Origin of the sequence: Falsirhodobacter deserti (assembly GCF_004015795.1) — a bacterium.
GTDB classification, from domain to species: Bacteria; Pseudomonadota; Alphaproteobacteria; order Rhodobacterales; family Rhodobacteraceae; genus Falsirhodobacter; species Falsirhodobacter deserti.
This window is the reverse complement of the sequence record NZ_ML137218.1, coordinates 1,942,958-1,955,400: the sequence shown is the minus strand read 5'-3', so window position 1 is coordinate 1,955,400 and position 12,443 is coordinate 1,942,958. Positions and strand designations below refer to the sequence as shown.

14 protein-coding genes are annotated in these 12,443 nt (G+C 66.7%); 13 read left to right on the top strand and 1 reads right to left on the bottom strand.

Annotated features, from left to right (window positions below; translation table 11 throughout):
• The first annotated feature begins 64 nt into the window (after positions 1–64).
• The 8 genes from JX25_RS09910 to JX25_RS09875 are packed head-to-tail and all read left to right on the top strand — an operon-like array spanning position 65 to position 7,928.
• Complete coding sequence (locus tag JX25_RS09910; protein ID WP_128254829.1) at positions 65–1,789, top strand: type I secretion system permease/ATPase; 1,725 nt, start codon at positions 65–67, stop codon at positions 1,787–1,789.
• Positions 1,786–3,030: an HlyD family type I secretion periplasmic adaptor subunit gene (locus JX25_RS09905; RefSeq protein WP_128254828.1), complete on the top strand. Its 1,245-nt coding sequence runs from the start codon at positions 1,786–1,788 to the stop codon at positions 3,028–3,030. The genes JX25_RS09910 and JX25_RS09905 overlap by 4 nt, the downstream gene beginning before the upstream one ends.
• A gap of 58 nt (positions 3,031–3,088) precedes the next feature.
• Complete coding sequence (locus JX25_RS09900; protein ID WP_128254827.1) at positions 3,089–3,538, top strand: RidA family protein; 450 nt, start codon at positions 3,089–3,091, stop codon at positions 3,536–3,538.
• Positions 3,538–4,287, top strand: coding sequence for a glycerophosphodiester phosphodiesterase family protein (locus tag JX25_RS09895; RefSeq protein ID WP_128254826.1), 750 nt, complete (start codon positions 3,538–3,540; stop codon positions 4,285–4,287). Before JX25_RS09900 ends, JX25_RS09895 begins: the two co-directional genes overlap by 1 nt.
• Positions 4,288–4,318: 31 nt before the next feature.
• On the top strand, positions 4,319–5,488 hold the full coding sequence (locus JX25_RS09890) for a GNAT family N-acetyltransferase (RefSeq protein WP_128254825.1): 1,170 nt from the start codon (positions 4,319–4,321) through the stop codon (positions 5,486–5,488).
• 57 nt (positions 5,489–5,545) lie between these two features.
• The gene (locus JX25_RS09885) at positions 5,546–6,727 is read left to right on the top strand and encodes an NAD(P)/FAD-dependent oxidoreductase (RefSeq protein WP_128255244.1); all 1,182 of its coding nucleotides are present in this window, start codon (positions 5,546–5,548) and stop codon (positions 6,725–6,727) included.
• Positions 6,724–7,290, top strand: a complete 567-nt coding sequence (rsmD, locus tag JX25_RS09880; RefSeq protein WP_128254824.1) for a 16S rRNA (guanine(966)-N(2))-methyltransferase RsmD — start codon at positions 6,724–6,726, stop codon at positions 7,288–7,290. Before JX25_RS09885 ends, rsmD begins: the two co-directional genes overlap by 4 nt.
• Positions 7,287–7,928, top strand: coding sequence for an HAD family hydrolase (locus JX25_RS09875; protein WP_128254823.1), 642 nt, complete (start codon positions 7,287–7,289; stop codon positions 7,926–7,928). Before rsmD ends, JX25_RS09875 begins: the two co-directional genes overlap by 4 nt.
• Before the next feature lie 3 nt (positions 7,929–7,931).
• Here the strand turns inward: JX25_RS09875 and map are convergent, their stop codons facing one another.
• Positions 7,932–8,741: a type I methionyl aminopeptidase gene (gene map / locus JX25_RS09870; protein WP_128254822.1), complete on the bottom strand. Its 810-nt coding sequence runs from the start codon at positions 8,739–8,741 to the stop codon at positions 7,932–7,934.
• 118 nt (positions 8,742–8,859) lie between these two features.
• On the opposite strand from map, the gene JX25_RS09865 reads away from it, so the two are divergent.
• The 5 genes from JX25_RS09865 to JX25_RS09845 all read left to right on the top strand — a co-directional run bounded on the left by JX25_RS09865 (position 8,860) and on the right by JX25_RS09845 (position 12,438).
• Positions 8,860–9,579 carry a competence/damage-inducible protein A gene (locus JX25_RS09865; protein ID WP_128254821.1) on the top strand — a complete coding sequence of 240 codons (720 nt, stop codon included), beginning with the start codon at positions 8,860–8,862 and terminating at the stop codon, positions 9,577–9,579.
• Entirely contained in the window at positions 9,576–10,223 is a 648-nt protein-coding gene (locus JX25_RS09860) for a GNAT family N-acetyltransferase (RefSeq protein ID WP_128254820.1), read from the top strand. The genes JX25_RS09865 and JX25_RS09860 overlap by 4 nt, the downstream gene beginning before the upstream one ends.
• Positions 10,220–11,098: an OmpA family protein gene (locus JX25_RS09855; protein WP_164876105.1), complete on the top strand. Its 879-nt coding sequence runs from the start codon at positions 10,220–10,222 to the stop codon at positions 11,096–11,098. The genes JX25_RS09860 and JX25_RS09855 overlap by 4 nt, the downstream gene beginning before the upstream one ends.
• 61 nt (positions 11,099–11,159) lie before the next feature.
• Positions 11,160–11,990, top strand: a complete 831-nt coding sequence (gene fghA / locus JX25_RS09850) for an S-formylglutathione hydrolase (protein WP_128254818.1) — start codon at positions 11,160–11,162, stop codon at positions 11,988–11,990.
• Positions 11,983–12,438, top strand: a complete 456-nt coding sequence (locus tag JX25_RS09845) for a YaiI/YqxD family protein (RefSeq protein ID WP_128254817.1) — start codon at positions 11,983–11,985, stop codon at positions 12,436–12,438. The genes fghA and JX25_RS09845 overlap by 8 nt, the downstream gene beginning before the upstream one ends.
• Positions 12,439–12,443: the final 5 nt, after the last annotated feature.

Here is a 12,443-nt window from a genome sequence, read left to right as displayed (position 1 = left end):
GCTCATGCCATATTCGGCTCGACCGGCGATGACAACGTCCGAAGGATTGGGGGCGAAGCGCATCATGGCAGCAATGACAGCAAGAAGCGGGCCGCCCGAACTGCGGCAGGCGCTGCGCCAGTCAAGGGGCGCCTTCGCGGCAGTCGCAATTTTCTCATGCGTTTGCAACGTGTTGATGCTGACTGGCCCGCTTTACATGATGCAGGTGTATGATCGCGTTCTGGCGGCACGTTCTGCGGAAACGCTGATGGCGCTGTCGCTTCTGGCCTGTGGCCTGTTTGCAATGATGGGCCTGCTGGATGCGGTGCGTGGTCGAATCATGCTGATGCTGGGCGCGCGGGTTCAGCAGGCGCTGGATACGCGCGTGTTCCGCGCCGCCCTGCGGCGGCTGTCGCGCGATCCCGATCATTTGCCCGCGCGTGCGGCCTCGGCGGATCTTGAGGCTGTGCAGCGTCTGTTCGCCTCGCCCGCGATGCTGGCGATGTTCGATCTGCCATGGACGCCGTTCTTTGCGGCGCTGATCTTCGTGTTTCATCCGGCGCTTGGGGCGCTGGCGGTGGGAGGCGGCGCGGTTCTTGTGGCGCTGACGCTTTTGAACCGGCGGATGGCTGAACGCCCAGCAGCCGGGGCGTCGCGCCTGAATGCCGAGGCCGAGCGGATGGCCCAGGCGATGCTGGCGGATTCCGAGGTTGTGCGCGCGCTGGGCATGCGCGGCGCGGTTCTGGCGCGCTGGCAGCAGGCGCGTCTGGCAGGGCTGGTGCGCGGGGTGGAAGGCGGGGCAATCACCGGCGCGTTCGCCTTGTTGACGCGGACGCTGCGGCTGATGCTGCAATCGGGAATGCTGGGCCTTGGGGCATGGCTGGTGTTGCAGCACGAAGTTGGGGCCGGGGTGATGATCGCGACCTCCATCCTGATGGGAAAGGCCCTGACGCCGATAGAGACGATCATCGGCCATTGGGGCGCGGTGATGCGGGCCCGCGAAGGCTGGACGCGGCTGGGCCGGTTTCTGGCCGAAGAACCCCCGCCCGTTCCGCGCCTTTCGCTTCCGCGCCCAGAAGCGCGGCTTGAGGTGCGGGATCTGACGGTCGTTCCGCCCGGTGCGTCCGCTCCCGTTCTGCGCGGCATCGGGTTCGATTTGATCCCGGGCGAGGCGCTGGGCGTGATCGGCGATTCAGGCGCGGGCAAGACGTCATTGATCCGTGCGCTGGTCGGGACATGGCCGGCCCAGACGGGGCACGTCCGGCTGGGCGGTGCGGCGCTGGATCAGTATGACGGCGATGTGCTGGGCCGGCATCTTGGGTATCTGCCGCAACGGGTAACGCTGCTTGACGGAACGGTGGCGGAAAACATCGCGCGGCTGGATGCACCGGATTCCGATCAGGTTGTGGCCGCCGCCCGCCGCGCCGCCGCGCATGAGATGATCCTTGCGCTGCCGCAGGGCTATGACACGCGCATCTCGGCCATCGGGACGCAGCTTTCCGGCGGGCAGATCCAGCGCATCGGTCTTGCCCGCGCCCTTTACGGCGATCCGGTGCTGCTGCTGCTGGACGAACCGAACGCCAGCCTTGATGCCGCGGGGACGGAGGCGCTGCACTCGGCCCTGCGCACGTTGAAGGCGCGGGGCGGGGCGGCACTGGTCATCACGCACCGCCCGGCCGCGATCCGCGATTGCGAACGGCTTATGGTGCTGGAAGGCGGCATCATGCGCGCCATCGGCCCGCGCGAGGCGATCCTGCGCCAGATGGTGCGCAACCATAGCGACATCCTGCACGAAAGGGGGGCGGCATGACCTTCGCCATAAGGACGCCCGTCCTGTTCGGCCTTGGCGTGCTGGCCTTGCTGGTCGCGGGTTTCGGGGCGTGGGCAATGCTCGCCCGCATCGATGGCGCGGTGGTTGCCCCGGCCGAGATCCGGGTGACGCAGAACCGCCAGCTGGTCCAGCATCCCGATGGCGGCGTGGTGGATCATGTTGCCGTTCTGGAAGGGCAGGCGGTGCAGGCGGGCGATCTTCTGGTTCGCCTTAACGGGGCGGACCTGCGGTTCGAACATGCTGTCGTTCAGGGCAAATGGACGGAACTTACCGCCCGCCGCGCCCGGCTGGAGGCAGAGCGGGACGGCGCCGCCACCGTGGTCTTTCCTGCTGAACTGACCGATGCGAAGGTCATGTCCGGCCAGCGCGCGCTGTTCTCGGCCCGCGCCGATACGCTGGCCGCGCAGCTTGACCAGCTTTCACGGCGCGAGGCACAGGTGGCCGATCAGATTACCGGTATCCTTGCCCAGAAAGAGGCGGGGCGGCGGCAGGCAGAACTTGTGGCCGACGATCTGGCCGATCAGCGCGAACTTCTGAAGCAGGGGCTGACGCAGCGGGCCCGCGTGCGCGCGCTTGAACGCGAGGAGGCCCGCCTTGAGGGAGAGATGGGGGCCCTTGCCGCCCGGGAAGCCGAGGCCCGTGGCCGGATCAGCGAATACAGGCTGCAGGCGCTGGGCCTAGCCTCGCAGCGGCGCGAGGAGGCTATTTCCCGGCTGCGCGACATCGAACACCAGCGGGGGGAGCTTGCCGAACGCCGCCGCGCCCTGTCGGAGCGGATCGCGCGGCTGGAAGTCCGGGCGCCGATCGCGGGAAGGGTGCTGGGCCTGACTATCAGCCCCAAGGCCGTGCTGAAACCGGCAGAGCCGCTGCTGGAGATCGTTCCGCAGGATGACCCCCTATTTGTGCAGGCGCGCATCCCGCCCCTGAATGTGGACGAGGTGTGGGCGGGGCAGACGGTGCGTCTGGTCCTGCCCGCGTTTTCGGCACGGACCATGCCGGAACTGGAAGGGCGGGTGATCCAGGTCACGCCCGATACGATGCATGATGATCAGGGAAACAGCTTTTATCTGGCCCGCATCGAACTGGCCGTGCCCGAGGGGCTGGTGCTGACGCCCGGCATGCCGGCAGAGGCATTCATCCGCACGGGAAGCCGTTCGCCCATGGCATATCTGCTGCATCCGCTGACCAGCTATTTCGACCGGGCGTTCCGCGAAAGCTGACTTGTCAGACGGCGGGGGCGTCACTAGCCTGCCGCCAGATCCCTGAAGGAGCCTTCCCATGTCCGCCATCGAAAACCGCCTTGCCGAACTGGGCCTCAGCCTGCCCGACGCCCCCCCGCCGGTGGCAAACTATGTTCCGTTCGTGCAGACCGGGAACCAGCTGTTCGTGTCGGGCCAGATCAGCCGCGGCACAAACGGCAAGCTGGGCGATGGCATCACGACAGAGCAGGGGCGCGAGGCGGCCCGTTTCTGCGCGCTGAGCCTAATCGCACAGGCCAAGGCGGCCTGCGGCGGGGATCTGGACCGGATCGCGCGGGTGGTGAAGCTGGTGGGCTTCGTAAACTCCACCCCCGATTTCACGGACCAGCCGGCAGTCATCAACGGTGCTTCCGACCTGATGGTGGAGGTGTTCGGGGATGCGGGGCGGCACGCGCGTTCGGCGGTTTCGGCGGCCTCGCTTCCCGGCGGCGTTTCCGTCGAGATCGAGGCGATCTTCGAGCTTCGCTGATGCTGCATCCCGACTTCCTGCGCCTGCCCGTCGCCCATCGCGCCTTGCACGATCGCACGGCGGGGCGGATCGAAAATTCGCGCGCGGCCATCCGCGCGGCGATGAAGGCCGGCTATGCCATCGAGATCGACCTTCAGCTTTCGGCGGATGCCGTGCCGGTGGTGTTCCATGACGATGTGCTGGACAGGCTGACAGGGCAGGCGGGACCTGTTGCTGCCCGCACCGCAGCCGAACTGTCGCAGATCGTGCTGACGGACAGCGTTGAGACGATCCCGACGCTGGCCGAGGTGCTGGAAATCGTGGATGGACAGGTGCCCCTGCTGATCGAGATCAAGGACCAGACGCCCTTTACCGGCGCGCTGGAACGGGCAACGGCCAAGGCACTGGAGGGATATCGCGGGCCGGTGGCGTTGATGGGGTTCAACCCCGAAACTGTGGTCCTGATGGCGGATCTTGCCCCGCATATCCCGCGCGGCATCACCACCTGCGATTACGCGCCCGGCGATTGGCCGGAGTTGGGCGCGGAAGCCTGCGCGCGGCTGCGGGACATTCCCGATTATGATCGCGCGGGCGCCTGCTTCATCTCGCATCAGGCGCGGGACCTGGACCGCATCCGCGTGGCGGATCTGAAGGCGCAGGGGGCAGCCATCCTGTGCTGGACGATCCGCACCCCGCAAGAGGAGGCAACCGCCCGCCGCGTTGCCGACAATGTGACCTTCGAAGGTTATGACGCTTCCATCGGCGCTTGACGCAACCCGCGCATGCGCCAGCATTGGGCGCATGAGCACACAGATCGAAGTTACCGCGCATGACGGGTACGCCAGCATTCCGCCCGATGATTGGGATGCGGTGGCCAATCCGGAGGGCGGACGCCCCGCTGATCCTTTCACCACCCATCGCTTTCTTCTGGCGCTGGAGCGAAGCGGCTCCACCGGCGGGCGGTCGGGCTGGGACGCGCGGCCGCTGACGGCCAGCATCGACGGGCGGATCGTGGCAGCCGCGCCGCTTTACGTCAAAAGCCACAGCCAGGGCGAATACATCTTCGATTTCGCATGGGCGGATGCGTTCGAACGGGCGGGGGGTGATTACTATCCCAAGCTGCAGATCGCAGTTCCCTTCACCCCCGCCACGGGGCGGCGTTTCCTGACCCTTCCGGGGCTTGAGGATACGGGCCGCAGCGCCCTGATCCAAGGTGCGCTGGCGCTTGCCAAGGGGAACGATCTTTCCTCGGTCCACGTCACCTTCTGCACGAAGGACGAGGCGCTGGCTGGCGCGGAACTGGGCCTGATGCCCCGTGCCAGCCAGCAGTTTCACTGGCAGAACCGCGGCTATGCCAGCTTCGACGCCTTTCTGGCCGACCTTTCCTCGCGCAAGCGCAAGACCCTGCGGAAAGAGCGGGAGGTGGCGCAGGCTTTCGGCGGCACGATCCACGCCTTCACCGGTGACCGGCTTCGGCCCGAACACTGGGATGCTTTTTGGCGCTTTTACCAGGATACGGGCGCACGCAAATGGGGGCGCCCGTATCTGACGCGGGCGTTCTTCGATGCCATCCACGAAACGATGGCGGACGACATCCTGCTGGTCATGGCCGAACGGGACGGGCGCTGGGTGGCGGGTGCGCTGAACTTCATCGGCCGCGAAACGCTTTATGGCCGGTACTGGGGCAGCAGCGAACACCATCCCTGCCTGCATTTCGAGATGTGCTATTATCAGGCGATGGACTGGGCCATCGCACATGGCATTTCGCATGTGGAAGCGGGCGCGCAGGGGGAACACAAGTTGGCGCGGGGTTATCTGCCGGTGGAAACCCATTCGCTGCACTGGATCGCGAACCCTGCCTTCGCCAAGGCCGTCGCGCAGTATCTTGAAGCGGAACGCGCCGCGGTGGATGAGGAGATCGAGGTGCTCACATCCTATGGTCCCTTCCGGCGCGACCACGAGGAGCGGTAGTTGCACCTGCCGCTGCGCGGGATATAGGCTGCGCGGCAAAGGCGGGGCATGGCGAAGATGAACGATATCGTGGTTGTGGGGGCCGGGCAGGCCGGTGTGGCGCTGGCGGCAAAGCTGCGCGCCTTGGGTGCAACGGGCCGCATCACGCTGATCGGCGAGGAGCCTGTGGCCCCCTACCAGCGCCCGCCCCTTTCCAAAGCCTACCTGCTGGGCGAAATGGACGTGGATCGCCTGACCCTGCGCGCCGACAGCTTCTATGCCGATCAGAACATCGAATTGCGGACGGGCTGCCGCGTCACCGGCATCGACCGCAACGCCCGCTGCGTGCGGATGGGGGCCAAGGTTCTGCCCTATGACATGCTGGCGCTGACCACGGGATCGGTCGCGCGGCGATTGCCAACCGATCTGGCCGGCGTGTTCACGGTGCGCACGGTGGCCGATGTGGATGCGATGCGGGCGCGTTTCGTCCCCGGGGCGCGGGTGGTGATCGTGGGCGGCGGCTTCATCGGGCTGGAAGCGGCCGCCGTTGCCGCAAAGCTGGGGCTGGAGGTGACGGTGCTTGAGGCCGCGCCACGCATCCTGTCGCGCGTGGCCAGTGCCGAAACGGCGGATTTCTTCCGCGACCTGCATCATGCCCATGGCGTCACGCTTCTGGAAGGTGCCGCGCTGGCGGGGCTGGAGGGGGAGGGCACGGTTTCGGCCGTGCGGCTGACCGACGGGCGCATCATCCCCTGCGATTTCGTGATCGCCGGCATCGGCATCGCCCCTGCCACCGCGCTGGCCGAGGCTGCGGGGCTGGCGCTCGATAACGGGATCGCGGTGGATGCGCGGGGCCGCACATCGGATGGCGCCATCTGGGCGGCGGGCGATTGCGCCTCGTTTCTGCATGGGGGCGAACGGCTGCGGCTGGAATCCGTGCCGCATGCCATCGATCATGCCGAAACCGTGGCGGCGAACATGCTGGGTGCGGCGCAGGATTATGTGCCCAAACCTTGGTTCTGGTCCGATCAGTATGACGTGAAGCTTCAGATCGCGGGGCTGCATCGGGGCCATGATCGCGTGGTGGTGCGGCGAGAGGCGGGCACCTCGTTCTGGTATTTCGCGGCAGGCCGGCTTCTGGCGGTGGATGCGGCGAATGATCCGCGCGCCTATATGGTCGGCAAGCGGCTGATCGAGGCCAACCGTTCCCCGGCGCCCGAAGCCGTGGCAAGCGCCGCAACCGTGAAGGACCTGCTATGAGGATCGTCGGTGGCCGCATGCGCGGCACCCATCTGGCGGATGTGGGGGCGGGGGATGCCGCCGCGCATCTGCGTCCCACCTCGGACCGTGTGCGCGAGGCGATCTTCAACCTGCTGATCAATGGCGGGTATGACGATCCCATCACCGATGCGCGGGTGCTGGATCTTTTCGCGGGCACCGGTGCCTTGGGGCTGGAGGCGATCAGCCGTGGTGCCGCCCGCGCCACCTTCGTGGATGATGGTGCAACCGCCCGCGGCCTGCTGCGCCGCAACGTGGAGATCACGCGCACTGGCGGCGTGACTGACATCTGGCGGCGCGATGCGGCGAAGATGGGGCCGAACCGCGCTGCGGGTTATGACCTCGTGTTCCTTGATCCGCCCTATGGGAAAGGTCTGGGGGAGCGTGCGCTGGCCTCCTGCCTTGAGGGTGGCTGGCTGGCCCCCGATGCGTTGATCGTTTGGGAAGAAGGGGCCGCGCCCGCGCCGCCCGCCGCGTTCGACATGCTGGATCGACGCCGTTACGGTGAAACCCACATCACCATCCTGAAAGGACCGTCCGCATGATACGTGCCGTGATCTTCGACTGTGACGGCGTTCTGGTGGACAGCGAGCCGCCGACGCTGGACCTGATCACCCGCGATCTGGCCGCGCATGGGCTGGAACTGGACCATGACGGCGTGGAGCGGCTGTTTCTGGGCGGCACCATTCCCGGCGTGTTCCGCGCCGCGCGCCAGCTTGGGGCGGACCTGCCCGAAACGTGGGTGCAGGACATCTATGCCCGCATCTATGCGCTGCTGCGCCAGCATACGCCGCTGGTGCCGGGCATTCCGGGCCTGCTGGATCGGCTGGATGCGGCGAAAATTCCCTATGCCGTGGGATCGAACGGCACGACCGAAAAGATGATGATCACGCTGGGCCAGCATCCAGATGTCTGGCGGCGGCTGGAGGGGCGCGTCTTTTCAGGGCAGGAACTGAACATGCCCAAGCCGGACCCGGGCCTTTACCGCCACGTCGCGCGCTTTCTTGGCCATGATCCCGCCGATTGCGCCGTGATCGAGGACAGCCCGACCGGCGCACGTGCGGCGCGCGCGGCGGGCATCCCGTGCTTCGGTTATGCCCCCGGCGGGAACACGCGCCTTGCAGATGAAGGCGCGACTGTTTTTGACAGCATGGACGATCTGCCCGCACTTCTGGGGCTGTGACCTTCAGCGCTTGGAAGGGTGGAAGATGCCCTTGGGCGACAGCGTGAAGATCTCTACCCCGTCTGCCGTGACGGCGACGGAATGTTCGAACTGCGCCGAAAGCGATTTGTCGCGCGTCACCGCCGTCCAGTCATCGGACAGGACCTTGGTTTCGGGGCGGCCAAGGTTCACCATCGGCTCGATCGTGAAGATCATGCCTTCTTCCAGAACCGCGCCCGATCCCGCGCGGCCATAGTGCAGCACGTTCGGCGGCGCATGGAAAACCCGCCCGATGCCGTGGCCGCAGAAATCGCGCACCACCGACATGCGGTTGCCTTCGACGAAGGTCTGGATGGCATGGCCGATATCGCCGAAGGTGTTGCCGGGCTTCACCGCTTCGATCCCGACCATCAGCGCGTCATGCGTCACGTCGATCAGCCGTTCGGCCTTGCGGTTGGCGGTGCCGGCCACGTACATGCGGCTGCTGTCACCGAACCAGCCATCGACGATCACGGTCACGTCGATATTCATGATATCGCCGTCCTTGACCACCTTGGGCCCCGGAATGCCGTGGCAGACCACGTGGTTGATGGAGATGCAGGACGCGTGGCGATACCCCTTGTAGCCGATCGTGGCCGAGGTGACGCCCATGCGCTTCACTTCGTCCTCGATGAAGGCATCGATGGCGGCGGTGGTCGTGCCGGGCACCACATGCGGCGTCACGGCGTCAAGGATCTCGGCGGCGGCACGGCCGGCCACGCGCATTCCCTCGAATTCCTGCGGATCGTAAATGCGGATACCCTCGCGGGTGACGCGGCCTCGGCTTTCTTCCAACGGTCTGGTCCTTTCTGTCCTTTCGCAAAGATAAGCGCCTTGCACGCCAAGCGCCACCCCCGCCCTTGGAACCGGCACGGGCGCAGCCTATACCTTGGCGGAACAGAAGGATGCAGCCATGCCCAACGCCACCGCCGCCATGCTGGTCATCGGGGACGAGATCCTGTCCGGCCGTACGCGCGACAGCAATTCCCACCATCTGGCGCAGGAGTTGACGGCAGCGGGGATCGACCTGCGTGAGGTGCGGTTCGTCGCCGACGATCAGGCCGCCATCGTAGAAGCCCTGAACGCGCTGCGCAGGGCGTATGATCATGTGTTCACCTCGGGCGGGATCGGGCCGACGCATGACGACATCACCGCCGATGCCGTGGCCGCGGCCTTTGGCGTGCATATCGATGTGCGCGCGGATGCCGCCGCGCTGCTGGGGGCGCATTACGAAAAGACGGGGCGCGACTTCAACGAGGCGCGCAAGCGCATGGCCCGCATTCCCGATACGGCCACGCTGATCGAAAACCCTGTTTCTGTCGCGCCCGGCTTCACCATCGGCAATGTGCATGTGATGGCCGGCGTGCCGAACGTGTTCCACGCGATGCTGGCGGGGGTGTTGTCGGGGCTGGCCAAGGGTCAGCCGTTGCTCAGCCGCTCGTTGCGGGTGGAACGGGGGGAGGGTGATATCGCCGGTCCCTTCGGTGCCCTGGCCACCGAGTATCCCGATCTTTCGATGGGCAGCTATCCTTTCGTGCAGGACGGGGTGACGGGCACCAACCTCGTGATCCGCGGTACGGACGCCGCCCGCCTTGACGAGGCGATGGCCCGCCTGACCGACCTGACCGCATGACCTGCCTCATCGCCCGCATGGCGCCCACCTGGCCGCCCGCGCGCATGTGGCGGCAGGGGCCGTGGATGCTGCGTGACGGCGCGGGCGGCGGCGGGCGCGTTTCTGCCGCCACGCTGGAAGGGGAATATGATGGCGCGCCGCCGCCCCTTGTGATGGTGCGGGGGGATGAGGCCCGGCTTGATGCCGCGCTGGCGGATCTTGGCTACACCGTTGAGGATGAGAGCGTGACCTACTGTGCCCCCGTTGGCGGGCTTGCAGGGGCCTCGCGCGCTGTTGCGGAGTGGCCAGTTCCGGACGTCACGCTTGCGATGTGGGCGCTTTCGGGCAAGGTCGGGCCGCCCCGTCTTGCGGTGATGGATCGGGTGGCGGGCCGCAAATGCGTGATCGCCGAAGAAGGTGGTGCCGGTTTCGTGGCGTTGAACGGCGATTTGGCGGTTCTGCACGCGCTTGAGGTGGCCCAAACCCATCGACGCCGCGGCATCGCGCGCGATCTGCTGCGTGGCGCGGCCCTTTGGGCGCAGCAGCAGGGGGCTGCGCAGCTTGCGCTGGTGGTCACAACGGCCAACCACCCCGCGCGTGCGCTTTATGTCGCTGCGGGGATGACGGAATGCGGCCGCTATCACTATCGAAAGGCGGCAGCGTGATCTTCCGTGCCCTTGCCTTTGTTCTGATCGCCTGTCCCGCCGCCGCCTTCACCCCGCCGGTGGAAGGGGAGGCCACCGTGACGCGCAGCGCGGATCTGCCGCTGGACCGCGTGACCCTTCCGCTGGGCGCATGGACGCCCGAAGGTTTTCCCACCGAGGCTGTGGAAGGCCGGGTGACGCGCACCGCGTGGCAGACGAGCCCGCCCGAAGGGTTCACGACGCTTTCGCTGCTGCGCCCGATCCGGGAGGCGCTTCTAGCCGAGGGCTGGACGCTGCGGCTGGATTGCGGAACCGATGACTGTGGCGGATACGATTTCCGCTACTCCGTGTCGTTGTTTCCCGAGCCTGAGATGCATGTCGATCTGGGCGACTTTCGTTATATGACCGCGGCGAAGGAGGAGGGGCGGATCGGGGTGATGGTCAGCCGCACTGCGGACCTTGGCTTCATCGAGGTGGTGCAGGTGCAGCCCACCGATGCCGCCCCCGCGACGGCCCCCGCCCCCGTGCCGGAGCCGGAACCGGAACGGCAGGCGCAGGACGGGCTGCCACGGGTGCTGGAGGGGCTGGCCTTCGCCGCAGGCAGTGCCTCGCTGAGCGGCGATCAGCCGGTGCTGGCGCAGTTGCTGGACTGGCTGAATGAAAATCCGGGCCGCAGCATCACGCTGGTGGGTCACACCGACGCCTCGGGCGGGCGGGAGGTGAATGTCGCGCTGTCGCAGGCACGGGCCGGCGCGGTGCGCGACTGGCTGATCGGGCAGGGGATCGCGGCGGATCGTTTGCAGGCCGAAGGCGTCGGCCCTTTCGCCCCGCGCGACACCAATGCCACCGAAGCCGGACGCGAACGCAACCGCCGCGTGGAGGTGCTGGCTGACTGAGGCTTGCACCGGGGCGATCTGCGTGAAACGGTCAGCCCCACCAATCATGCGGAGGGATATGATGAAGACCCGTTCGGAAAACCGTGCCTTCGGCGGCGTGCAGGGCGTTTACACGCACACATCGGACGCCACGGGCTGCGACATGACCTTCGGGCTGTTCCTGCCGGAAGAGGCGGAGCATGCGCCCGTGCCGGTGCTGTGGTACCTTTCGGGCCTGACCTGCACCCATGAAAACGCGATGGTGAAGGCGGGTGCCCAGCAATGGGCGGCTGCGGAAGGCATCGCGCTGGTTTTCCCCGACACCTCGCCGCGCGGCGAAGGGGTGGCCGATGACGAGGCTTATGATCTGGGGCAGGGGGCGGGCTTTTACGTCAACGCCACCCAGACGCCCTGGGCGCCGCATTTCCGCATGTGGGATTACGTGACCGCCGAATTGCCCGAGATGCTGTTCAAGGCCTTTCCGCTGGATGACGGGCGGCAGGCGATCAGCGGCCATTCAATGGGCGGACATGGCGCGCTGACCATTGCGATGGGGCTGCCGGGGCGCTTCCGGTCTGTTTCCGCCTTCGCGCCGATCGCCAACCCGACGGCGTCCGATTGGGGGCGCAAGCAGTTCGCGGCCTATCTGGGCGATGATGAAAGCACGTGGGCCGCGCATGATTCCACGCTGCTGATGAAGAAGCGGGGCTTTGACGGGCCGGTTCTGGTGGATCAGGGCGCCTCGGACCAGTTCCTTGACCTTCTGCGCCCAGAGGCGCTGGCCGAGGCGATGGCTGCGCGCCGTCAGGACGGAATCTTCCGCATGCAGCGCGGCTATGACCACAGCTATTTCTTCGTTTCCACCTTCATGGAAGATCATATCGGCTTCCATGCCCGCGCCCTTTATGACTGAGCTTTATGTCGATGCCGATGCCTGCCCCGTCAAGGCGGAGGTTGAGCGGGTGGCAAGCCGCCACGGGGTGCGGGTGTTCATGGTATCCAACGGTGGCATCCGCCCGTCGGCGAACCCGCTGATCGAAAGCGTGTTTGTGGCCGAAGGGCCGGATGTGGCCGATATGTGGATCGCGGACCGTGCCGGGCGGGGGGATGTCGTTGTCACCAATGATATCCCCCTTGCCGCCCGCTGCGTGGAGGCGGGGGCGCTGGTGCTGCGCCCCGATGGCGATGCGCTGACGGCTGCGAATATCGGAAACGTACTGGCCACGCGCGATCTGATGGCCGATCTGCGATCCGCCGATCCGTTCCGGCAGGGCGGCGGGCGCGGGTTTTCCAAGGCGGATCGTTCGCGGTTTCTGGACGCGCTGGAACGTGCGCTGCGTCAGGCGAAAGCCTCCGGCTGATCTTC

What these genes read in the sequence shown, in the direction of transcription:
- JX25_RS09890 (WP_128254825.1), top strand. Translation starts at nt 4,319, where the DNA reads ATGAGCACACAGATCGAAGTTACCGCGCATGACGGGTACGCCAGCATT.
- JX25_RS09885 (WP_128255244.1), top strand. Translation starts at nt 5,546, where the DNA reads ATGAACGATATCGTGGTTGTGGGGGCCGGGCAGGCCGGTGTGGCGCTG.
- JX25_RS09860 (WP_128254820.1), top strand. Translation starts at nt 9,576, where the DNA reads ATGACCTGCCTCATCGCCCGCATGGCGCCCACCTGGCCGCCCGCGCGC.
- JX25_RS09845 (WP_128254817.1), top strand. Translation starts at nt 11,983, where the DNA reads ATGACTGAGCTTTATGTCGATGCCGATGCCTGCCCCGTCAAGGCGGAG.
- fghA (WP_128254818.1), top strand. Translation starts at nt 11,160, where the DNA reads ATGAAGACCCGTTCGGAAAACCGTGCCTTCGGCGGCGTGCAGGGCGTT.
- JX25_RS09875 (WP_128254823.1), top strand. Translation starts at nt 7,287, where the DNA reads ATGATACGTGCCGTGATCTTCGACTGTGACGGCGTTCTGGTGGACAGC.
- JX25_RS09900 (WP_128254827.1), top strand. Translation starts at nt 3,089, where the DNA reads ATGTCCGCCATCGAAAACCGCCTTGCCGAACTGGGCCTCAGCCTGCCC.
- JX25_RS09905 (WP_128254828.1), top strand. Translation starts at nt 1,786, where the DNA reads ATGACCTTCGCCATAAGGACGCCCGTCCTGTTCGGCCTTGGCGTGCTG.
- JX25_RS09895 (WP_128254826.1), top strand. Translation starts at nt 3,538, where the DNA reads ATGCTGCATCCCGACTTCCTGCGCCTGCCCGTCGCCCATCGCGCCTTG.
- JX25_RS09865 (WP_128254821.1), top strand. Translation starts at nt 8,860, where the DNA reads ATGCCCAACGCCACCGCCGCCATGCTGGTCATCGGGGACGAGATCCTG.
- rsmD (WP_128254824.1), top strand. Translation starts at nt 6,724, where the DNA reads ATGAGGATCGTCGGTGGCCGCATGCGCGGCACCCATCTGGCGGATGTG.
- JX25_RS09910 (WP_128254829.1), top strand. Translation starts at nt 65, where the DNA reads ATGGCAGCAATGACAGCAAGAAGCGGGCCGCCCGAACTGCGGCAGGCG.